This is a genomic window from Pseudomonas sp. Fl4BN1, from assembly GCF_009908285.1.
GTDB lineage: Bacteria > Pseudomonadota > Gammaproteobacteria > Pseudomonadales > Pseudomonadaceae > Aquipseudomonas.
This window is the reverse complement of the sequence record NZ_JAAARM010000009.1, coordinates 203,886-225,630: the sequence shown is the minus strand read 5'-3', so window position 1 is coordinate 225,630 and position 21,745 is coordinate 203,886. Positions and strand designations below refer to the sequence as shown.

Annotated in this window: 19 protein-coding genes; 13 read left to right on the top strand and 6 right to left on the bottom strand. The window is 64.4% G+C overall.

Translation table 11 applies throughout. From position 1 onward, the window contains the following. The first annotated feature begins 123 nt into the window (after nucleotides 1–123). From GV818_RS13235 to GV818_RS13225, 3 genes are all read left to right on the top strand, one after another. On the top strand, nucleotides 124–1,353 hold the full coding sequence (locus tag GV818_RS13235; protein WP_161776746.1) for a hypothetical protein: 1,230 nt from the start codon (nucleotides 124–126) through the stop codon (nucleotides 1,351–1,353). A 479-nt stretch (nucleotides 1,354–1,832) separates the two neighbouring features. Beyond that, complete coding sequence (locus GV818_RS13230) at nucleotides 1,833–3,290, top strand: alanine/glycine:cation symporter family protein (protein WP_161752698.1); 1,458 nt, start codon at nucleotides 1,833–1,835, stop codon at nucleotides 3,288–3,290. Between the two features lie 98 nt (nucleotides 3,291–3,388). Continuing rightward, complete coding sequence (locus tag GV818_RS13225; RefSeq protein WP_161752696.1) at nucleotides 3,389–4,393, top strand: asparaginase; 1,005 nt, start codon at nucleotides 3,389–3,391, stop codon at nucleotides 4,391–4,393. Nucleotides 4,394–4,465: 72 nt separating this feature from the next. On the opposite strand, the gene GV818_RS13220 is transcribed toward GV818_RS13225, so the two are convergent. Next, nucleotides 4,466–5,011, bottom strand: a complete 546-nt coding sequence (locus tag GV818_RS13220; protein WP_041120452.1) for a hypothetical protein — start codon at nucleotides 5,009–5,011, stop codon at nucleotides 4,466–4,468. Nucleotides 5,012–5,209: 198 nt separating this feature from the next. Here GV818_RS13220 and GV818_RS13215 point away from each other — a divergent pair, with 198 nt between their 5' ends. The 5 genes from GV818_RS13215 (at nucleotide 5,210) to GV818_RS13195 (ending at nucleotide 12,529) form a co-directional block, all read left to right on the top strand. After that, on the top strand, nucleotides 5,210–6,202 hold the full coding sequence (locus GV818_RS13215; RefSeq protein ID WP_161752694.1) for an AraC family transcriptional regulator: 993 nt from the start codon (nucleotides 5,210–5,212) through the stop codon (nucleotides 6,200–6,202). Between the two features lie 70 nt (nucleotides 6,203–6,272). After that, on the top strand, nucleotides 6,273–8,195 hold the full coding sequence (locus GV818_RS13210) for an ankyrin repeat domain-containing protein (protein WP_372242091.1): 1,923 nt from the start codon (nucleotides 6,273–6,275) through the stop codon (nucleotides 8,193–8,195). 100 nt (nucleotides 8,196–8,295) lie between these two features. Then, on the top strand, nucleotides 8,296–10,221 hold the full coding sequence (locus tag GV818_RS13205; RefSeq protein ID WP_161776745.1) for an ankyrin repeat domain-containing protein: 1,926 nt from the start codon (nucleotides 8,296–8,298) through the stop codon (nucleotides 10,219–10,221). A gap of 163 nt (nucleotides 10,222–10,384) precedes the next feature. Further along, nucleotides 10,385–11,416: a histone deacetylase family protein gene (locus tag GV818_RS13200; protein WP_161776744.1), complete on the top strand. Its 1,032-nt coding sequence runs from the start codon at nucleotides 10,385–10,387 to the stop codon at nucleotides 11,414–11,416. A gap of 12 nt (nucleotides 11,417–11,428) precedes the next feature. Then, nucleotides 11,429–12,529: a polyamine ABC transporter substrate-binding protein gene (locus tag GV818_RS13195; RefSeq protein ID WP_161776743.1), complete on the top strand. Its 1,101-nt coding sequence runs from the start codon at nucleotides 11,429–11,431 to the stop codon at nucleotides 12,527–12,529. A 112-nt stretch (nucleotides 12,530–12,641) separates the two neighbouring features. Here the strand turns inward: GV818_RS13195 and GV818_RS13190 are convergent, their stop codons facing one another. Both GV818_RS13190 and GV818_RS13185 read right to left on the bottom strand, forming a co-directional pair. Further along, nucleotides 12,642–13,853, bottom strand: coding sequence for a YeeE/YedE family protein (locus GV818_RS13190; RefSeq protein WP_161752687.1), 1,212 nt, complete (start codon nucleotides 13,851–13,853; stop codon nucleotides 12,642–12,644). Nucleotides 13,854–13,893: 40 nt separating this feature from the next. Further along, nucleotides 13,894–15,444: a PLP-dependent aminotransferase family protein gene (locus tag GV818_RS13185; RefSeq protein WP_161752685.1), complete on the bottom strand. Its 1,551-nt coding sequence runs from the start codon at nucleotides 15,442–15,444 to the stop codon at nucleotides 13,894–13,896. A gap of 102 nt (nucleotides 15,445–15,546) precedes the next feature. Here GV818_RS13185 and GV818_RS13180 point away from each other — a divergent pair, with 102 nt between their 5' ends. The 3 genes from GV818_RS13180 to GV818_RS13170 are packed head-to-tail and all read left to right on the top strand — an operon-like array spanning nucleotide 15,547 to nucleotide 17,335. Beyond that, nucleotides 15,547–16,170, top strand: coding sequence for an FMN-binding negative transcriptional regulator (locus GV818_RS13180; RefSeq protein WP_161776742.1), 624 nt, complete (start codon nucleotides 15,547–15,549; stop codon nucleotides 16,168–16,170). Between the two features lie 30 nt (nucleotides 16,171–16,200). Continuing rightward, the gene (locus GV818_RS13175) at nucleotides 16,201–16,647 is read left to right on the top strand and encodes a GNAT family N-acetyltransferase (protein ID WP_161752682.1); all 447 of its coding nucleotides are present in this window, start codon (nucleotides 16,201–16,203) and stop codon (nucleotides 16,645–16,647) included. A 16-nt stretch (nucleotides 16,648–16,663) separates the two neighbouring features. Then, nucleotides 16,664–17,335 (top strand): GNAT family N-acetyltransferase, encoded by a 672-nt coding sequence (locus tag GV818_RS13170; RefSeq protein WP_161752680.1) that lies wholly within the window; start codon nucleotides 16,664–16,666, stop codon nucleotides 17,333–17,335. 69 nt (nucleotides 17,336–17,404) lie between these two features. Here GV818_RS13170 and GV818_RS13165 read toward each other — a convergent pair whose 3' ends face one another. Continuing rightward, complete coding sequence (locus GV818_RS13165; protein ID WP_161776741.1) at nucleotides 17,405–18,304, bottom strand: homocysteine S-methyltransferase family protein; 900 nt, start codon at nucleotides 18,302–18,304, stop codon at nucleotides 17,405–17,407. Between the two features lie 110 nt (nucleotides 18,305–18,414). Here GV818_RS13165 and GV818_RS13160 point away from each other — a divergent pair, with 110 nt between their 5' ends. Together GV818_RS13160 and GV818_RS13155 are read left to right on the top strand one after the other, a co-directional pair. Continuing rightward, complete coding sequence (locus tag GV818_RS13160; protein WP_161776740.1) at nucleotides 18,415–19,236, top strand: ABC transporter substrate-binding protein; 822 nt, start codon at nucleotides 18,415–18,417, stop codon at nucleotides 19,234–19,236. Beyond that, nucleotides 19,233–20,069 carry an amino acid ABC transporter permease gene (locus tag GV818_RS13155; RefSeq protein ID WP_161776739.1) on the top strand — a complete coding sequence of 279 codons (837 nt, stop codon included), beginning with the start codon at nucleotides 19,233–19,235 and terminating at the stop codon, nucleotides 20,067–20,069. The genes GV818_RS13160 and GV818_RS13155 overlap by 4 nt, the downstream gene beginning before the upstream one ends. Nucleotides 20,070–20,072: 3 nt before the next feature. Here GV818_RS13155 and GV818_RS13150 read toward each other — a convergent pair whose 3' ends face one another. Continuing rightward, nucleotides 20,073–20,408, bottom strand: a complete 336-nt coding sequence (locus tag GV818_RS13150) for a helix-turn-helix domain-containing protein (RefSeq protein WP_161752672.1) — start codon at nucleotides 20,406–20,408, stop codon at nucleotides 20,073–20,075. Further along, on the bottom strand, nucleotides 20,405–21,679 hold the full coding sequence (locus GV818_RS13145; protein ID WP_161753116.1) for a type II toxin-antitoxin system HipA family toxin: 1,275 nt from the start codon (nucleotides 21,677–21,679) through the stop codon (nucleotides 20,405–20,407). The genes GV818_RS13150 and GV818_RS13145 overlap by 4 nt, the downstream gene beginning before the upstream one ends. Nucleotides 21,680–21,745 lie beyond the last annotated feature (66 nt).

The window sequence follows — 21,745 nt, the reverse complement described above, 5'->3', positions numbered from 1 at the left end:
CATCTGGACCTCTCCTCTGATGCACGCTGCCTTTTGGCCGCCCCCACCCACCCGTTGCCTGATCAGGCAAGCGGGCAAGTGTTGCCGAACCAAAAGGCAGCGTGCATCAGAGGAGAGGTCCAGATGAAGCGTCATGTCATAGGTGCAAGCCTGGTGTTGATCAGTTGCGCCAGTATCGCCGTCGAACCCGTCCCTTCCGAACCGGTGCGCAGCAATGCCGCCAACAAGCCCTTTCCGCATATTTCCTGGCGCAGCGATGACGGTGACAGCAGCCTGGATATCGGCGGCGCCCTGCGGCTGAACTACCGCGACGAGCATTGGCAGACCACGGAAAACAACGGCCGGTTGCTGTTCGATACCTTCCGCCTGGATGTCCAGGCCACCTACAAGAATCTCTACAGCGACCTGGGCTACTGGTTCCAGGACGACGGCAAGCACTCCATCGACCGGGGGTTTGTCGGCTACCGGCTGACCCCGCAAGCAACCCTGCAATTGGGCGCACCGTTCAAGCCCTTCGGCCTGGAACCCTATCCGCAGTTCGGCTGGAGCTACCACATCCCGTTCTTCCTCGGTTACGGCTCCAGCGCCGGCAGTGGCCTGAAGTACAGCTACAAGGACGCGGACTGGGATGTGCAACTGGCCTACTTCCCACGGATGCTGCCCAGTGACATCCGCTACTCGCCGGAAGTCGGGCGCTTCGCCGACCTCAAGGACAACGCCATCGCCGCCGTGCAGTCGCGCCAGGACAATGAGAAACGCAACCAGCTCAACGCCCGGGTGGCCCGGACCTTCAGCGTCGACGACTGGAAATCCGAGATCGGCGCCTCCCTGGCCACGGCCCAGCTGTACAACGCCAGCACCCGGGACAACGGCGACTACTGGGCCGCCGGGCTGCACGCGGTGATCAACAAAGGTCCCTGGACCCTGACCACCCAGGCCATCCGCTACCAGTTCGATCCGCAGAACCCCACTGGCGTCAGCAAGGACTCGGTGCTGATGGGCGGCAACGGCCTGACCCCGGCCTACCTGATTGCCGCCAAAGCCAGCGTGGCCTCGCTGAACCTGGGGTATGACATCTACACCCCACGGCTTGGCCAGTTGAAGAAGATCAAGCTGTACAACGACTACAGCCGCATGCGCAAAGACCAGAAGAACTGGGACGACTCGCAGATGTACACCGTCGGAGCGCAATTCCTGGCGATGCCGGTGATGGCCTGGCTGGACCTGACCTGGGCCAAGAATGCCAACCCCTATGGCGGCGCGGAGAATGGCAGCGGCTTCACCAGCACCACCTCCAGCGGCAGCAACCAGTGGTATTACCGGACCAACATCAACATCGGCTACTACTTCTGATCCCCCGCGCCGGTAGGAGCCGGCTTGCCGGCGAACAAGACCTCAAGACCGGCGCCGCTCAAACGGGCCCCTTCGCTGGCAAGCCAGCTCCTACAGCTGGCAGGGAGATTGCGGGGAGTGTAGGAGCCGGCTTGCCGGCGAAGCCGTTCTTGCGGGCCCCTTGGGGCCCCTGTTCGCGGGGTTTTGCGGGGCGTGACAAGAACCGATTCAGCCTCCCGCCCCGCCTGCCGTTCCTCGGCTCGACGCGCTATATGCAGACGGCGAGCCCGCGCACCGGTATAGTGCGCCCCCTCTCCACGTGGGCAGCCGTCGGTAACGAGGCTCAAACCCACGGGAAACCCGAACTAATAACAACCCGCGAATAGAGAACCGGGACGAACAATCGCCCCACCGCTTTGCCGTGCGTGCAGTCAGCGGTGTAACAGAATGTTTCCGTCCGCTCTGCTTTTGCCTACACAAAAAACAGCGAGGAATACTCCATGCTCGAAGTCATCAACGACTTCCTCTCAGGGAAAGTGCTGATCGTGCTCATTGTCGGGCTCGGCAGCTACTTCACGATCCGCTCGCGTTTCGTTCAACTGCGCCACTTCTTCCATATGTTCTCGGTGTTCGGCGACAGCCTGAAAAGCAGCGCCGGCCAGCTCAGCTCGTTCCAGGCGCTGATGCTCAGCCTCGCCGGCCGGGTCGGCGCGGGCAACATCGCGGGCGTCGGCATCGCCGTGACCCTGGGTGGCCCGGGCGCCGTGTTCTGGATGTGGGTGACCGCGCTGGTGGGTATGTCCAGCAGCTTCTTCGAGTGCTCCCTCGGCCAGCTCTACAAGCGCTGCGACTCCGAAGGCCAGTACCGTGGCGGCCCGTCCTACTACATCCAGCACGGCCTGCAGAAGCGCTGGCTGGGCATGATCATGGCCTTCCTGCTGCTGGTGACCTTCGGCTTCGCCTTCAACGGCCTGCAAGCCCACGCCGTGACCCACTCGCTCAAGGACGCTTTCAACTTCGACACCACCTACTCCGGCATTACCATGGCCGTGCTGCTGGGCCTGGTGTTCGTCGGTGGTATCAAGCGCATCGCCAAGGTCGCCGACCTGCTGGTACCGGTGAAAACCCTGGCCTACATCGGCGTGACCCTGTACGTGATCGTGCTGCAGATCGACCACGTGCCAGGAATGCTGATGACCATTGTCAAAAGCGCCTTCGGCCTGGACCAGGCCTTTGGCGGCCTGATCGGCAGCGCCATCATCATGGGCGTGAAGCGTGGTGTGTTCGCCAACGAAGCGGGCCTGGGCAGTGCGCCGAACGTGGCCGCCGTGGCCTCGGTCGAGCACCCGGTCGCCCAGGGCGTGGTTCAGGCATTCAGCGTGTTCCTCGACACCTTCATCATCTGCACCTGCACCGCGTTGCTGATCCTGCTGTCGGGCTTCTATACCCCGGGTTTTGAAGGCGACGGCATTGCCCTGACCCAGAACTCCCTGGCGGCGGTCGTCGGCGAATGGGGCCGGGTGTTCATCTCGGTGGCCCTGTCGTTGTTCGTGTTCACCTCGATTCTCTACAACTACTACCTGGGCGAGAGCAACCTGCGCTTCTTGATCGGCGAAAACCGCAAGGGGCTGATCGCCTACCGGGTGCTGGTACTGGTCCTGATTTTCTGGGGCGCGGTGGAGAACCTGGGCACGGTGTTCGCCTTCGCCGACATCACCATGACCCTGCTGGCCTTCGTCAACCTGATCGCCCTGTTCCTGCTGTTCAAGATCGCCCTGCGCGTGCTCAAGGACTACGACGACCAGCGTGCCGCAGGCATCAAGACCCCGGTGTTCGACTCCAGCAAGTTCCCCGACCTGGACCTGGACACCAAGGCCTGGCCGGCCAACCCGCAGATCCCGGCAGTCAAGACCGAAGCCGAGGCCGTTGCGGCCAACGCCAGCCCAGCGCAACGCTGAGTGCTGAAAGTCGGGCGACGTCCTGTCGCCCGACGTGACACCGCGCGTGGCCAGAGGCATGCTTCTGGCCCACGCTGCCATCGCTCAGGAGAAGCTCAATGAATTCCCCTACTTTCCCCGCCGCGCAACCGGTCATGGTGCTGTACACCGGTGGCACCATCGGCATGCAGGCCAGCGCCGACGGCCTGGCCCCGGCGTCCGGCTTCGAAGCCCGGATGCGTGCCTACCTCGACAGTCAGCCCGAGCTGGTGGTGCCGGCCTGGCGCTTTCGCGAGATGGCGCCGCTGATCGACAGCGCCAACATGACCCCCGACTACTGGCAGCGCCTGCGTGAAGCGGTGGTCGAGGCGGTCGAGGTGCAGGGCTGCGACAACGTGCTGATCCTGCACGGCACCGACACCCTGGCCTACAGCGCCGCCGCCATGAGCTTCCAGCTGCTGGGCCTGCCGGCGCGGGTGGTGTTCACCGGCTCGATGCTGCCGGCCGGGGTGCCCGACAGCGACGCCTGGGAAAACCTCAGCGGCGCGTTGCTGGCACTGGGTCAAGGCCTGGCGCCAGGGGTGCACCTGTACTTCCACGGCGAGCTGCTGGCGCCAACCCGCTGCGCGAAGATCCGCAGCTTCGGCCGGCATCCGTTTGCCGCCCTGCAACGCAAGGGCAGCGGTGCCAGGACCGAGGCCACTCCGCCAGCGCTGGACTACCGCCGGACCAAGCAACCGGCCAAGGTCGGCGTGCTGCCACTGTTCCCCGGCATCAGCGCCAAGTTGCTGGACGGCGTGCTTGATAGCGGGATCCAGGCCCTGGTGCTGGAATGCTTCGGCAGTGGCACCGGTCCCAGTGACAATCCGGCGTTCCTCGCCAGCCTCAGGTGCGCCCAGGACCGCGGCATCGTGGTGGTGGCCGTGACCCAGTGCCATGAAGGCGGGGTCGAGCTGGACATCTATGAAGCCGGCAGCCGCCTGCGCGGCGCGGGTGTACTGTCCGGTGGCGGCATGACCCGCGAAGCGGCGTTCGGCAAGCTCAATGCCCTGCTCGGCGCGGGGCTGAAGAACAGCGAAGTGCGACGCCTGGTGGAACTCGACCTGTGCGGCGAGCTGAGCTGAAGCACACGCTCGGGAGCCGGCAGCGACTGCGGTAGCCGCCGGCTCGACGACGAGCAGGGGATGGCTGTCAGGTTACTTCTTGACCGAGTAATCCTGGCCCCAGACCCGCACCGAACTCGAACTCTCGATCGGCCCTTCAAACACGAACTTCTGCCGCACGGCCGCCTTGGCCGGGATGGTGACTTCGTCCGGGTTGTCGAGGCTGACAGTCAGGTTGTTGGCGTAACCGTCCTGGTCGATCGCCAGCAGGGCGCCGGTCTGCTTGAGGTTGATCAGCCGCAACTGGCTGTCGCTGCTGTTCTTGAAACCCAGGGTGACGTTGAAGCTATCGCCGACGGCTTCGGTCTTCAATACCTGGACATCGACGCGGCCTTTCATTTGCTCACGGGAGGAAATGATCGAGGCACCGTCGACGCCTTGCGCCGATTGGCGACCATCGAGCACACCTTCGCTGACGCCGCCCAAGAGGTTCTTGCCTGCCGAGATGGCTGACGAGACGGCTGACTTGGCAGAGTCCTTGATGGTGCTTTCGCTGCCTGGCTCAGCCTCGGCCAGGCACAGCGAACTCAGGAGCAAGCCGGACACCAGAAGCAGGGAACGCGCAGGGATGAGGGTCATACATAGTCCTTTATCGGGGTTGCTGCACCGCCACCTCAGGCGGTGAATGGCAGGCAGGTTGCACCAATCAAAGCGCCAAGTCACTCACTACACAACGCCCGGAATGCTGCATGCCGCTGGCAGGCAAACCGCAGGCCTGAGCGCGGGCGGCATGCAACTTGCTCGGGTTTTCGGTCTTCTCCAGGCTGGAATCTGCGCATGCTGCACTCGCACCTCACCACCCTCAATGCGGTTTCACTGGTTCTCAATACCTTCAAGGACCAGGGCCAGGACAGCGAAGCGCTGTTGGCCGGAAGCGGCATCAACGCCGCCGACCTGAGCCGCGCCGACACCCGCATCACCACCAATCAGGAAATGCTGGTGTGCGCCAATGCCGTCGCCCTGCAACGGGACATCGGCCTGGAACTGGGCCGGCGCATGCACGTTTCCTCCTATGGAATGCTCGGCTACGCCCTGCTCACCAGTGCCACCTTAGGTGACGCTTTGCGCCTGGCCATGCACTACCCGGCGCTGCTGGGAACACTTTTCGAGCTCAGCCTGGAAGCCGATGGCCCGCGAATCTGGCTCACCGCTGCCGGTTATCGCGAATGTCCGGAGCTGGCAGCGTTCAATACCGAATTCTGTCTGGTGTCGATGAAGGTCATCTGCGACGACCTGTTGGGCCATCCTTTGCCGTTGCTCGGGGCACGCTTCGACTATCCGGCGCCGGACTATCAACAGCGCTACCACGAACCGTTCGACGGCCCCCTGCAATTCGACGCCTGCAGCAACGCCTTCGCCTTCGACCAGCGCTGGCTCGACCAGCCGCTGCCACTGGCGGACGTGATCACTCATCAGGCCATGGCCGAACGCTGCCGCAAGCAGAACACCGAGTTCACCGGGCGCCAGGCCTGGCTCGGGCGGATCCGCCAACTGCTGGCGGCGCAACTGGATGCCGCGCCGGGCCTGGAAGGGCTGGCGGAGCAAATGAACTGCTCGGCCAGGACCCTGCGCCGACACCTCAAGGACCTGGGCTGCAGCTATCAGGAACTGCTCGACGAGCTGCGTTTCGAGCGGGCCAAGCAGATGCTCTGCGAAGACCAGCTGCCCATCTACCGGATTGCCGAGGCCCTGGGCTTCAGCGAGACCGCGAGCTTTCGTCATGCCTTCATCCGCTGGAGCGGCGTGGCGCCGAGCCAGTTCAGGCCCTGAGACAAACCCCGGCACACAACCGCCGATTGCATTACATTGCCGACCTTTCTACCGGCAAGGGACTGCAACGTTGAACCTATCCTCAGGCGCCATCTCCCGGCGCATTGGCCTGCGCGGGCTTTGCCTGGCGCTGGTGCTGCTGACCGGCGTACCCGTCGCCCAGGCCTTCGACCTGTCCAAAATCCGCTGGTGGGAAATGCAGAAAGGCATCCTCCTGGACGATCCGGAAACCGCCACGCTGCAACTCGAACCATTCCCCCTGCCCGGGCTGGCCCGGACGCCGGCACGGGTGATCCTCAGCCAATACCACGGGCTGTTCTATCTCAACGCCTATGAGGATCAGCAGTACCGGCAGCGGGTGTACAAGTCAGCGCCGCTGCCGCTGTTCGATACCCAGGCGCTAAAGGCCTGTGTGCCAGAGCAGCGCCCCGTTGAGACCACGGACAACTGGCCGCAGAGCAAGCATCTGGAACCCGCCCTGAGCCTGACCAAACTGAGTTTCGACTGCCAGAGCCCGGCCTGGCAGCTCAGCCATCGCTACCTGCTGGTGGACAGCCGCGATCCCCTGCGGCCGTTGCTGGCCATCGGTCATCGCCAGGGCGAGGCGCAGATTGACTTCATCCCGCAGCAACCGATCAGCCCCGAGCTCCAGCAGCAATGGCTCAAGGCCCTGCAGAAGTATCCTCAGTTGCTCGATCCGTTCGACGCCAGCACCGGCCAACTGACGGTCCAGCCCTATGTCGCGGCGCCGACACCGGAGCAGGTCTGGACAGAGTTCCGCCAACTGCACGCGCAATTGCGCGACGCCAGGGACAAGGCCCCGGGAATCGCCCGGGTCGAAGACTTCTTCACCCGCCATGACTTTCGCCAGATCGCCCCCGAGCGAAGTGTCTACCCCGGCCTGCTCAACGACATCGCCTATTGGGCCACCGAGGCTGGCCAGTTGCAGAGCGCCCGGCCCTGGCTGGCGTACGTGCTGCTCCGCGACCCTGGACGCATGCCGACCTATCTCAATCTGGCGGACCTGGACTGGCGCCTGTACGAACAGGAGCCCACGAACTCCAAGCAGCTGGGCCGGGCCATGGAGAACTATCGGCTGTACTGCGGGCTGCGCCTGCAACGCCAGCTCGGAATACCCGCCAGGGTCACCCAGCGCCTGAATCTTGCGGCGGCCAGCGAACAGGCCTGCCAGGGTTCCTTGCCGCTGGTGGCAGCGGTGGACCAGGGTGACGAGGCCGAAGTCCGGCGCCTGCTGCAGAGCGGCCTGCGCAGCGACGTCATCGCCACCGACGGGCGCCCGGCGCTGTTGCACGCGCTGGATAAACCCAACCTCGATATCGCCCGGCTGTTGCTGGCCCATGGCGCCCGCCCCCAGGGCCAGTACAACGGCCGCACCCAGGTGTTCCTCGCCATGCGCCGCGACCTCAAGGACAACCCTGACCTGAGCCAGGCCACACGCCTGAACTTCCTGCTGCAGGCCGGCGCCGCCATCGATGAACAGGATGCCCAGGGCGGCACCGTGCTTCAGGAAATGGCCAAAGACCGCGACGATATCGAGCGTTTCAACTGGCTGCTGCAACACCCACAGAACCTCGACAAACGCAGCGGGCCAGACGCCGAAACGGCGCTGTACCTGGCGCTCAAGGCGGGCAACTACGCCGCTGCCAGGCAACTGATAGCAGCCGGCGCCGACCTTAACCTGAGCTATGGCCGCTATTTTTGCGACAAGCAGCCCAGCCGCGAAAGCCTGCTGATGATCGTGGCCGAACAGGGCTCGCCCGAGGTCATCAATCCCTGGGTCAGCCAGCAAGAGAGCCTGGACATGTTCACCCTGCTTCTACAACGTGGCGCCGACCCCAACGTCGGCCGCTATTGCGCGCAAAACGGCTACACCTGGCTGCTGGAGATCATCGCCCGTCGCAAGCGCGACGACATGCTCAAGGTGCTGCAAGGTTTTGCGCCGCCACCGCCGGCGACGGCGTTTCGTCTTTGAGGCGTAGCGCCGAACCCGCTGCGCCGCTGCGACAAAGCCCGGCACAACAGCGCCGATTGCATTACATTGCCGACCTTTCTACCGGCAAGGGACTGCAACGTTGAACCTATTTTCAGGCGCCATCGCCCGGCGCATCGGCATTCGCGGGCTTGGCCTGGCGCTGGTGCTGCTGGCGGGCGCACCCGCCGCCCAGGCCTTCGACCTGGACCTGGGCGCGATCAAATGGTCGGGAATGGCTCGCTACTTCGTCATCGACTATCCGGAAACCGCCACCCTGGAGCTCAAGCCGTTCCCCGTGCCGGGCCGGGAGCGGGTGCCGGCGCGGATCCTCCTGACCCAGTATCGCGGGCTGTTCTACCTCAACGCCTATCAGGACCTGGATTACCGGCAACGGGTCTACAAGTCGCCACCCATTGCCCTGTTCAGCCCCGAAGACCTGCGGGCCTGCATGACCCCGGAGTATCCGGTGCAGGTCGCCGACAACTGGCCCGCGACCAATGCCCTGGACACCGGCATCATCCTGACCTCGATCGACTTCAACTGCAAAAAGCCCAGTGATTGGCAACTCAGCCAACGCTACCTGCTGATCGACCACCGCGATCCGCAGCACCCGCTGCTGGCGATCAGTCACCGCCGGGACCTGAGCCAGCTGGAGTTCACCCCGCTGCAACCCATCAGCGAGGAAACCGGGCAGCAATGGTTGCAGGCCCTGCAGACATTCCCGCCATGGTTCCGCCCCTTCCCCCGCGGCACTGGGCCGATCACCCTCAACCCCTATGTAGCAGAGCAGGCTCCGGACCCGGAGAGCATCTGGAAGCAGTTCCGCGCGTTGCACGAGCAACTGCGCAGCGCCAAGGACAAGCAACCGGGCATCAACCAGGTGGAGGACTTCTTCGTCACCCATGACTTTCGCAGCATCGCCACCGAGCGCCGTGAATACGCCGGCCTGCTCAACGACATCGCCTACTGGACCAGCGAAGCTGGGCAGCTGAGAACCGCCCGCCCCTGGCTCAAGGAAGTGCTGCGCCGCGACCCCGGGCGCATGCCGACCTACCTCAACCTGGCAGACCTGGACTGGGCGATCTACCAGCAGCGAACCCTGGACAACGTCCACCAGGGCCGGGCCATCGAGGGTTACCGGGTGTATTGCGGCCTGCGCCTGCAACGCCAGATGAGCATCCCGCCGCGGGTGCTGCAGCGCCTGGGCCTGAACGCCGCCAACCCCCAGGCCTGCCAGGCCTTCTGGCCCCTGGTAGACGCCGTGGATGCAGGCGACCTGACCGAAGTGCAGCGCCTGCTGGCCACTGGCATCAGCGGCGAGGTCATGGCCGACGATGGCCGCAGCGCCCTGTTGCACGCCCTGGACGCCCCCCGCCTGGACATCGCCCGGCTGCTGCTGGAACACGGCGCCCACACCAGCGGCCTGTATAACTGGACCACCCTGGCGACCCTGGCCATGCGCCGTGACCTGGGCGACAGCCCCGACCTGAGCCAGGGCGGGCGCCTGAAGTTCCTCATCGAAGCCGGCGTCGCCATCGACGAGCCCGACAGCCAGGGCCAGACCCCACTGATGCAGATGGCCGAGCAAAGGCGCAGCCTGCAAGGCTTCAGCTGGCTGATGCAGTACCCGCAAAACCTCGACCTGCGCAGTACGAGTGAGGGTCAGACCGCGCTGTACCGGGCGTTCTCGGGGAACAACTATGTGGCCATGAGGCAGTTGATAGAGGCCGGCGCCAACCTCAACCTGAGCTATGGCCGTGGCACCTGCTATAACCAGCCGGTCGGCGAAAGCCTGCTGACCCTGGTGGCCGACAAGACCTCCGCCGACGACAAGGCCCCCTACGTCAGCCAGCAAGACACCCTGGACCTGTTCACCCAGCTGCTGGAAAAAGGCTCCGATCCCAATGTCGGCCAGCACTGCGAGAAAAAGGGCTACGCGCTATTGCTGGAAGCCATCGCCCGGAAAAAACGCGAGGACATGCTCAAGGTCTTGCAGCGCTTCGCTCCCGCCCCACCCGCCAACTGAATCGGATGGCGCCCCGCAATAGGGCGCCATGCTTCTTTAGGGGGCGAATTTCGGTCAAACACTTTGGCCAGATCGATCCCCTTTTGGCCGCTCCTGCCGTTCTCCGAAACCCCGCGTCCCGCAAGACTGTGCTGCACCGAATCAGCCTGCGGAGAACAAGAAAATGCTGACGATCTACTCGGACGATCACCACCTGCACCACGGCCGTTGTGAACTCATCGACGGGCAACTGATGCCCTGCTTCGAAATGCCTTCCCGGGCCGACCATGTGCTGGACCGGGTGAAATACCGCAACCTTGGCTCGGTAGAGGCACCCAAGGACTTCGGCCTGGGGCCCATCGAGCGCATCCACAGCCGCGCCTACCTGGACTTCTTCAAGGGTGCCTGGGCGCGCTGGGCCGCCCAGGGCATCGACGGCGACCTGCTGCCCTACACCTGGCCGGCGCGTACCCTGCGCAGCGTGATCCCCACCAGCCTGCACGGCCAACTCGGCTACTACAGCTTCGACGGCGGCGCGCCAATCACCGCCGGCACCTGGCAGGCCGCCTACAGCGCAGCGCAAGTCGCCCTTACCGCCCAGGCGGTGATCCAGCGCGGTGCCCACAGTGCCTTCGCCCTGTGCCGGCCACCGGGACACCACGCCGCCGGCGACCTGATGGGCGGCTACTGCTACCTGAACAATGCGGCCATCGCCGCCCAGGCGTTCCTCGACCAGGGCCACAAGAAAGTCGCGATCCTCGATGTCGACTACCACCACGGCAACGGCACCCAGTCGATCTTCTACGACCGCAGCGACGTGCTCTTCACCTCGATCCACGGCCACCCGGAAGCCGAGTTCCCGTTCTTCCTCGGTTATGCCGACGAGTGCGGCGAAGGCGCCGGCGAAGGCTGCAACTTCAACTACCCATTGGCCGCTGGCAGCGGCTGGGATGCCTGGAGCGCGGCCCTGGAACAGGCCTGCAAGCAGATCGACAGCTACGACGCCGACATCATCGTGGTGTCCCTGGGCGTCGACACCTTCAAGGACGATCCGATCTCCCAGTTCAAGCTCGACAGCCCGGACTACCTGGCCATGGGCAAGCGCATCGCCGCCCTCGGCAAGCCGACGCTGTTCGTCATGGAAGGTGGGTACGCAGTGGCAGAAATCGGCATCAACGCCGTGAACGTTCTCGAAGGTTTTCAAAGCGCCCAGTGAGGGACTCGAAACATGAAAAGATTCCAACGCCTCATCGTTCCGGCCCTGTGCGCAACCCTGCTGGGCACCGCCGCCCACGCTGAAGAACGCACCCTGCGGGTCTACAACTGGTTCGACTACATCACCCCCAAGGCTCTGGAAGACTTCAAGACCCAGAACAGCCAGGTGAAGCTGGTCTACGACATCTTCGACACCAACGAAGCCCTGGAGGCCAAGCTGCTCACCGGCAACTCCGGGTACGACGTGGTGGTGCCGTCCAACGTGTTCCTGGCCAAGCAGATCGAAGCCGGGGTGTTCCAGCCCCTGGACCGCAGCAAGCTGCCCAACTGGAACCACCTGGACCCCAAGCTGATGAAGCTGATCGAGGCCAACGACCCGGGCAACAAGTTCGCCGTGCCCTACATGTACGGCACCATCCTGATCGGCTTCAACCCGGACAAGATCAAGGCCGCCCTCGGCGACAAGGCGCCGGTGGACAGCTGGGACCTGATCTTCAAGGAAGAGAACATCAGCAAGCTCAAGCAGTGCGGCGTGGCCCTCTTGGACTCGCCGTCGGAAATCCTGCCCCTGGCCCTGCAGCACCTGGGCCTGGACCCCAACAGCAAGAAGCCGGCAGATTATGAGAAGGCTGAAGCGCTGCTGATGAAGATCCGGCCGTACATCACCTACTTCCACTCGTCCAAGTACATGGCCGATATCGCCAACGGCGACATCTGCGTCGCGGTGGGTTATTCGGGGAGCTTTTCCCAGGCCGCCAACCGCGCCAAGGAAGCCAAGAACGGCGTGACCGTGGACATGCGCCTGCCCAAGGAAGGCGCACCGATCTGGTTCGACATGCTGGCGATCCCCAAAGGCGCGAAGAACCAGGAAGATGCCTACACCTTCATCAACTACCTGCTGCAACCCCAGGTGATTGCCCCGGTCAGCGACTTTGTCGGTTATCCCAACCCGAACAAGGACGCCACCGAGCTGGTGGACCCGTCGATCCGCAACAACCCCAACCTGTATCCCACCGAAGCGGCGATGAGCACCCTGTATACCCTGCAGCCGTTGCCGCGTGATGCCGAGCGGGCACGGACCCGGGCCTGGACCAAGATCAAGTCCGGGACCTGATTCGTCAACAGCACAGCGGCGGTGTGCGGGTTGCCGGCGGACGACGGTGGCGCGGTTGGCGATAGACCGCGGCGCCGGGTTCGCCGGCAAGCCGGCTCCTACAGCTTTGCGTTCAGCAGCCGGTGAGGCCTTGGGGGGTGCGCTCTTCGGCGAAGAACCAGGGACGCAGGCGCACGCCCACGCCGTTGCCGATAAACGCCGCCACCAGCCACAACCAGCCGTGCAGGCTGCCGGAGGCGATGCCGCTGAAATAGGCGCCGATGTTGCAGCCATAGGCCAAGCGCGAGCCGTAGCCGAGTAACAGGCCACCGATCACCGCCGCTACCAGGGAGCGGGTAGGAATCTTCAAATTCGGCGCAAAACGCCCCGCCAATCCCGCCGCCAGCAAGGCACCGAGGACAATGCCAATGTCCATGACGCTGGTGATGTCCTGCCACACCGGGGCTGCCAGGGCCTTGGCATTCGCCGCGCCCTGCCAGAACACCCAACTGCTCACGTCCACACCCAGGCCGCTGGCGACTTTCGCCCCCCACAAGGCGAACGCCGAGGTGATCCCCCACGGCCGACCCGCCAGGGCCAGGGTGGCGAAGTTCAACAGGGCCAAGGCCACCGCGCCCCAGACCAGCGGCCAGGGACCGCGCAGCAGCCGGCGCCAGCCCTGATGCTGACTGCTCACCGGCGCTTCCAGGTGGCCGTAGCGACGCTTTTCCAGGGTCTGGGTCAGCACGGCGATCAGCGCGAACAGACACAGGCTCATCCCCATTGCCGGCCCCACGCCGAAACTCTGGACGATGGAGATCGGCGGCAGCGACGGCAGGGCGAACCACCAGTCGACGTGATGGGTGGCAATCAGCGAACCACAGATGAAGAACGCCAGGGTTACCAGCATCCGCGCATTGCCACCGCCGACGGTGAACAGGGTGCCAGAGGCGCAGCCGCCGCCCAGTTGCATGCCGATGCCAAAGATAAAGGCACCAAAGATCACCGAGACGCCCGCCGGCGCAACCAGCCCTACCACCGGCTGGCCGAACAGGGTTCCAGCCCCCAGCGCAGGGAAGAACAGCAGCACCGCCAGGGCCAGCATGACCATCTGCGCCCGCAGGCCAGCGCCGCGACGGTCACGGATAAACACCCGCCAGGCCGAGGTGAAGCCAAAGGCGGCGTGATACAGGGTCAGCCCCAGGGCCGCCCCCAACAGCAACAGCAGGACCTGGCGTGGCCCCACCTGGGCCTGCAGGAACAGGGCACCGGCGACCAACAGCAGCAAGGCGAACAGAGGCGCGCCGAACTGGCGTTGCGGCGCCACAGAGAGGGTCTGGCTCATGAGGGTTCTCGGGCTTGGAAATGGCCGCGAGTATACCCCGTCAGACTCGCCAGGCCTGGCGCAGACGGCTCAGGGCAGACTGGATATCTGCCTCAGGCACGGCGGCAAAACCCAGCACCAGCCCGGCCCGTTGGTCCTCGGGCAAGGGGGTTTCCGGCAGCCAGTAAGTGCTCAGGCCACTGATCTCGACATCGACAGCGGCCGCCTGCGCCAGCAACTCTCGCTCCCGGGCCAGACTGTCCACAGCCACCGTCAGGTGCAGCCCGGCCGCTACACCGGGCAGCGGCCCGACGCCATCGATTGCCGCCGGCCAGCCGGCCAGCAAGGTGTTGCGCCGGCTCAGGGCCGCCCGGCGCATGCGCCGGATATGCCGCTGGAAATGCCCGGCCGCCATGAATTCGGCCATCACTGCCTGGGTGCTGACCTCGGAATGCCGTACGTCTACCGCCCGGCGCTGGGCGAAGGCCTGCACCAGGTTCGGCGGCAGCACCAGGTAACCCAGGCGCAGCGCCGGGAATGCGACCTTGCCGAAGGTGCCGACGTAGATCACCCGCCCTTGCCGGTCCAATGCCGCCAAGGGGGCCAACGGCGCACCGCTGTAACGGTACTCGCCGTCGTAGTCGTCCTCGACGATCCAGCCCTGGCTGCGCTCGGCCCAGGCCAGCAGTTCCAGGCGCCGGGCCAGACTCATGATCACTCCGGTGGGGTACTGGTGGGACGGCGTGACATAGACCAGGCGACAGTTGTGCAGTTGCTCCAGCTGGCGACAGTCAATGCCCTCCTGATCCACCGCCACGCCCTGCAGTTGCGCGCCAGCCACGGCGAAGGCATGGCCGGCCGCCCGATACCCGGGGTTTTCCACAGCCACGGCATCGCCTGGCTCCACCAGCAACTGTGCACAAAGGCTAATCCCTTGCTGCGCGCCACTGGTGATCACAATTTGTTCAGCGCTGCATTGCAGTCCCCGGGAGCTGCGCAAATAAGCGGCAATCAGACTGCGCAGGCGCGAATCGCCGGCCGAATTGCCGTAGCACAGGTGACGCAGGTCCGGCCTGCGCCAGAAAGCCGCATTCAGCTTGGCCCAGACCTCGAACGGGAACAGGTCGAAAGCCGGCACGCCGACCCGAAAAGCCCGCGGCGGTCCACTGGGCGGAGTGTTCAAATGGTGCTTTTGCAGCCGCTGCAAACCACTGCTGTGGATAACTTCACTGGATGTAATCCCAGGTAAATCTACTGATTTTGTGGATAAACCTGTGGGTAAGCCTGTTGAAAACCCTGTGGATAGTTTTGTGGATAATTTTTTGATCGGCAGGTGGGTTTCCGAAAACTGGGCCACGTAGGTGCCGTCGCCGACCCGACCTTCGATAAACCCCTCGGCGTACAACTGGTCGTAGGCCCGTACCACGCTGTTCCGGGAAATCCCCAGGGCGGCGGCCAGGTCGCGGCTGGCGGGCAAGCGCGTCCCGCTGGCCAGACGGCCATCCAGCACCCGCAGGCGCAAGGCCTGGTACAGCTGGCGGCTGAGGCCCTGGCGGCGATCCAATTCGATGCCGGCCGGATTGAAAGACAGCGGAGGTACGGCACTGCTCATCGACATGCTCCGAAGATTGGACCCATGAAATAGACCAATGATGGCTCTTACAACGAACCATTAGCCTGCCTAGGATGCAACCACACGCCAAGGATTTTCTATATGTACCTACCGCGCGCTTTCGTTGATGAAGACCTCTCCCGCTTGCACCAAGTGATCCAGCAGAGCCGCCTGGCGACCCTGGTGACCTGGGGCGATCAAGGCTTGCAGGCCAGCCACCTGCCGCTGTTGCTGGACGGCGCGCAAGGTCCCAATGGCACCCTTTATGGGCACCTGGCCAAGGCCAACCCACAGTGCGCGGAATTGGCCAATGGCGCCGAGGCGCTGGTGATCTTCACCGGCGAGGACGCCTACGTCAGCCCGTCGTTCTATCCGAGCAAGGCCGAACACGGCAAAGTGGTGCCGACCTGGAATTACGTGGCGGTGCACGCCTACGGCCAGCCCGAGGTGTTCAGCGATCCTCATCGCTTGCTGAACCTGGTCAGCGCCCTGACCGATCGCCATGAAAATGGCCGCGCGCAACCGTGGAAAGTGGACGACGCCCCCGCCGACTACATCGACGGCATGCTCCGGGCCATCGTCGGTTTTGCCCTGCCGATCCAGCGCCTGGAAGGCAAGCGCAAGCTCAGCCAGAACCGCAGTGCCGAAGATATCGCCGGGGTGCGTGAAGGCCTGGCGGCCAGCGCCGACCTGGGTGACCAACAACTGTCCCGCCTGATGCCCTAGGTTTTCGTACCCAACAATCAAGGAGTGTTCATGAGCCAGATCCAGATCCGCCCCGTCACCGCCGCCGACCACGCCACCTGGCTGCCGTTATGGCAGGCCTACTTGCGCTTCTACGCAACCGAACTGGCAGACGCCGTGACCCAGAGCACCTGGCAGCGTTTTCTCGATGCCCGTGAGCCGACCCACGCCGCCCTGGCCTGGGATGGCGAGCACGCCGTGGGCATGGTGCATTTCATCTACCACCGCTCCAACTGGAGCATCGAGAACTCCTGTTACCTGCAGGACCTGCTGGTGTCCCCGGAACAACGCGGCACCGGTGTCGGCCGCCAGTTGATCGAGTTCGTCTACGCCCAGGCCAAGCAGGACGGCTGTGCCAAGGTTCATTGGCTGACCCACGAAAGCAACGCCACGGCCATCCAGCTCTATGAGCGCATCGCCGAGCGCCCTGGTTTCATCCAATTCCGTCACCCTCTCTGACCCAAGGAGCCACTGCATGTCGACTTCACTCGCCGATTGGAAAGGTGCTCCCAGCCCTTCGGCCACCCTCCTGGAAGGGCGCTTCATCCGCTTGGAAAAACTCGACCCGGCGCGCCACGGCGATGACCTGTTCCAAGCCCTGGAAGGCCCCGGCGCCGACCCCAAGCTGTGGAACTACCTGCCTTACGGCCCGTTCCCCGAGCGCCCGGCATTCGATGCCTGGCTGAGCAACAACGCGGCAGCCAGCGACCCGTACTTCTTCACCGTGATCGACCGTGCCAGCGGCCAGGCCCAGGGCATCATCAGCCTGATGTCGATCGTCGCGATCCAGGGTCGTATCGAGATCGGCCACGTGACCTTCGGCGCGCCGATGCAGCGTTCGCCCAAGAGCACCGAGGCGGTCTATCTACTGGCCAAGGAAGCCTTCGCCCTGGGTTACCGGCGCCTGGAATGGAAGTGCAACAACGCCAATGCCCGCTCGCGCTATGCCGCAGAGCGCCTGGGCTTCAGTTTCGAAGGGGTGTTCCGCCAGCACATGGTGACCAAGGGGCAGAACCGCGATACCGCCTGGTTCTCGATCCTGGATGGGGAATGGCCCGCTATCGCCCAGGGTTTCGAGCAGTGGCTGAGCGATGAAAACCAGAGCGGCTCGGGGCAGCTCAAGTCCCTGGCGGAGTGTCGCGGCTAAGCGGGGGGTTCGCCGGCAAGCCGGCTCCTACGAGGATTGCGGTGAACCCGAACCTTGCCGGCGAAGGGCTCAGCCGAGCTTCTGCGCCAACACCGCAATGTGCTCCGGCCCGATGCCGCAGCAACCGCCCACATGGCTGGCACCGCGCTGGTGCCAGTCCGCCACCCAGTGCAGATAACCCGGTGGGTCCAGGTCTTCGCGCAGCGGGCACAGGCCATCGTTGGCAGTGGCATCCTCGGGCTGCGGCGGGAAGGCGTTGGCGTACACGCCGATGTGGATCTGCACGCCCAGGCGCTCGAAGGTTTCACGGGCCACATCCACCGCCGCACCAATCACTTCCGGCTGGCTGCAGTTGAACAGCAGGGTCTGGACGCCCAACTGCGCCGCCACCGCCGCCGCTTCTGCCACCGGCTCGCCGGAGCGCAGGCGCGGCACGTCATCGACGTCTTCATCCTTCAGGGTGAAGGACAGCCAGAACGGCTTGCCGTCCTTGGGCAGGCCGGCGTGGATGGCCCGCGCCTCGGCGATGGAGCTCTGGGTTTCCGCCAGCCACAGGTCCACGAAAGGCGCCAGCCCCTTGATCAGCGGGCTCAGCACTTCCTCGACCCGCGCAGCGTCGAACAGATCCGGGCGATAGGAACCGAATAACGGCGGCAACGAGCCCGCGACCCGCACCGGCTTGCCGGAAGCCTGCACTGCACGACGTGCCAGTTCACCGGCCAGGGCCGCCAGGGCCTGGCCCTCAGCGGCAAAACGCTCTTCGCCAATGTGGAACGGCACCACGGCGTAGCTGTTGCTGGTGATCACATTGGCGCCGCTGTCGATATACGCCGCGTGCACCGCTTCCACCGCCTGCGGCGCCTCGATCAGCGCCAGGGCCGACCACTCGGGCTGCCGGAACGGCGCGCCGCGGCGCTGCAGTTCACGTCCCATACCGCCATCCAGAATCACCGTGCTGTCTGCGCCCATATGCTTTTCACTCATATGCTTATGAAAAAAACTCACTATCTGAGCCGTTCTTATAACTATTAAATACGCACCATCCAGTTAATAACAACTCTTTTTCAGTCAGGATTCCGATGAACTTCAAACCGTTGCTGGCCCTCGGCCTGACCACTCTTTTCGCCTCCTCCCAGGCCTTCGCCGGCGCTGCCCTGGAGCGTATCGAGCAGAAAAAAGAGCTGGTGGGCGTGCTGATGGAAAGCTACCCGCCCTTCTCCTTTCTCAATGAGCAGAACCAGCTGGACGGCTTCGACGTCGACGTGGCCAAGGCCGTGGCCGCCAAGCTCGGGGTCAAGCTGCGCCTGGAGACACCGTCCTGGGACGTGATCGCCGCCGGACGCTGGAGCGGGCGCTACGACATCTGCATCTGCTCCATGACCCCGAGCAAGGCCCGCGCCGAAGTCTTCGACTTCCCGGTGCAGTACTACGCCTCGCCGGCGGTGATCGTGGTCAACGCCAAGGATGAGCGGATCCACCGCGCCAAGGACCTGAGCGACAAGAAAGTCGGCCTGACTGCCGCCTCCAGCTACGAGAGCTACCTGAACAAGAACCTGGTGATCGAAGGCGCTGAAGACACCCACCTGCAATATCCCTTCGAGAATGTGCAGATCGCCCCCTACGACACCGACAACGTGGCCTTCCAAGACCTCGGCCTGGGCCCCGGTGTGCGCCTGGATGCGCTCCTCACCAACCTGGTCACCGCGCAACCACGGCTGACCCAGGATTCGCGCTTCAAGCTGGCCGGCGAGCCGCTGTACGCCGAGCCCAACTCGGTGGCCATCGAGAAAGGCGATGCCCAGTGGGACGCCAAGGTGCGTGAAGTCTTCGCCCAGCTGAAGCAGGACGGCACCCTGAGCCAGCTGTCGCAGAAATGGATCGGCGCCGACATCAGCCAATGACTTCCTTCCCGCCATCTGCACAGCCACCACAACCGCTGGCCGAACCACGACTCAAGCGCCTGCTGGGGTTTCGGACCCGGCTGTACCTGACCTGGGCGACGCTGCTGGGCCTGTTCGCCAGTTTCTTCCTGAGCTTCGACCTGAAGTTCTCGATCATCCTCGACAAGCTGCCAAACCTGCTGGGCCTGCACCTGTCTCCCAGCGGATTTCTCCAGGGCGCGGCGCTGACCCTGTTTCTCTGCGCCTGCTCCATCGTCGCCTCGTCGCTGCTGGGGTTCGTTACCGCCCTGGCGCGACTGTCCAGCAGCGCCGTGGCCTTCGGCATCGCCAGCTTCTATGCCTCGTTCTTTCGCGGCACACCGCTGCTGATCCAGATCCTGCTGATCTACCTCGGCCTGCCGCAACTGGGGGTGGTGCCGGGAGCCATTACTGCCGGGATCATCGCCCTGTCACTGAACTACGGCGCCTACCTCAGCGAGATCTTCCGCGCCGGCATCCTCGGCGTGCCCCACGGCCAAGGCCAGGCCGCCATGGCCCTGGGCATGAGCAACAGCGTGATCTTCTGGCAAGTGACCCTGCCCCAGGCCATGCGCACCATCATCCCGCCGGCCACCAACCAGTTCATCTCGATGCTCAAGGATTCGTCGCTGATCTCGGTGATGGGGGTCTGGGAAGTGATGTTCCTGGCCCAGTCCTACGGCCGCTCCAGCTACCGCTACATCGAGATGCTCAGCACCGCGGCGCTGATCTACTGGCTGCTGTCCATCGGCCTGGAGCTGATCCAGGCGCGGATGGAAAAGCATTACGGCAAGGGTTACGCCAAGCGCGGCTGAGGTTCAGGCGAGCGCTGAAGGCTCGGGAGCAGAGCGCTCAGGCTCATCGAGCAGCGAACGGGCACGGCTGGTCTTCTGCACTTTCACCACCCCCATCTGCAGGCCGAACGGCTTGAACACCCCAGTCAATGATTTGAGGGTCGGGTTGCCGTCACCGTGTTCGATGTGGATCAGGGTGCGCAGGGAAATCCGGCACATGCGGGCGAACTGGTGTTGGTGCAGCCCCGTGACTTCAGTGCGCAGGCGCTTGACCGCCTCGCCAATCGGCAGGCGACCGGCCGCCATTTCCTGCTGGATGTGATCGATCAGGGCCCCGCGTTCTTCCAGCGTCATGTTCATCGCAATCCCCACTCCTGCAGGCGTCGGTCCAGGTGGCGCAAGTGAATGCGCGGATGATTCAAGGTGGCTTCGGGCAAGCCGCCGGCACTCAGCAGGTCCGGCAGGGCCCGCAGGTGTTCGGCATCCGCGCGCAGGCGCGTCAGGGCGGCTTCGGGGTCGAGCAGTGGCTTGAGGCTGGCGCACACCAGGCGCCAGTCGACGTCACCGGCCACTTCCATGCGCCCGGGCCATTTGGTGGTGCGGGCAATCCCCTCGTCATCCATGACCTTGGGCGCCAGGTCATGGATCGGGGCCAGGCGTACCCCAGCATCAGTGCGCACCACCGAAAGCGTGCGGCCATGATTGTCGGTGTTGCCAAGGATCCTGTTGAGCAGATCGCGCCGCAGGTAGTCCGCCACCAGTTCGGGGATCGACGCCTCCTGGCCAGTGGCGCGCCACAGTTCGGCGAGGATCCCCAGTACCTCGGTATGGCGCATGCCTTGGCCATGGCCCACCAGCCCGGCCAGGGAATAGATCGACTCCACTGCCAGACGCTCGACTCCGGCGGGCGTCCGCCGACGGTCAAAACGCTGCATCCACAGGCTGGGCTTGCGAGCTTCTTCCAGGGCCAAGCCTTGCGCCGATACCGTATCGACTCCCAGTTGCTGCAGCGCCCGGTAATAGTGGAACTCGCTTCTGAGGATGTCGCAGGCGTTCGGCGAAGCCGGGTTACGGGGGAACTTCACCCACCAGTGACGCGTTGCCGCAGCGTCGTCGAGCAGCGCATCGGGGTACAACAAGCCCTCGCGGTTTTCTGTCAGCAACAGCTTGGGCGCTTCGTCGCCGAGGCTCGCCGTGCCACCAAAAGCCGCTGCCTGCTCATGGGCGTATTCAAGAAAGCGGTTATCCAGGGTCACCACCTGCTCCCGGGTGAAGCCCAGGGCCGGACGCCTGTGCAGCCCTGCCAGGGACTCCTTGATCCGCAGACGGCCAATGGGCGCCGCGGTGCTTCGGGCCAGGAGGAACAACTCGCTGCCCATGCCATCGGGCCGCTCATGGCCGATCTGCCGGAGCAAAAAGCTGCGCGCCGCCGGCGTGGCGACCAGGTCATAAAGAAAGGCCGGCGCCCGGTCTTCTCGCCAGGGCTCCCAACCCAAAGGGATCTGTGCACTGACCGAACGGCCCAGCGGGCTGGCAACCGCTTCCAGGTTGTCCACCAGATACTGCGGGACATAACCAAAGCTGCAAGGGCTGGCAAAGCCCGCTTCAGGTTTGTCGAAACTCAGGGTCATGGCATCGGCCCACGCCCCTGCGCCGTAGAGCTGCAACGTCAGCCGGAACATTGGGGTACCTGCAAT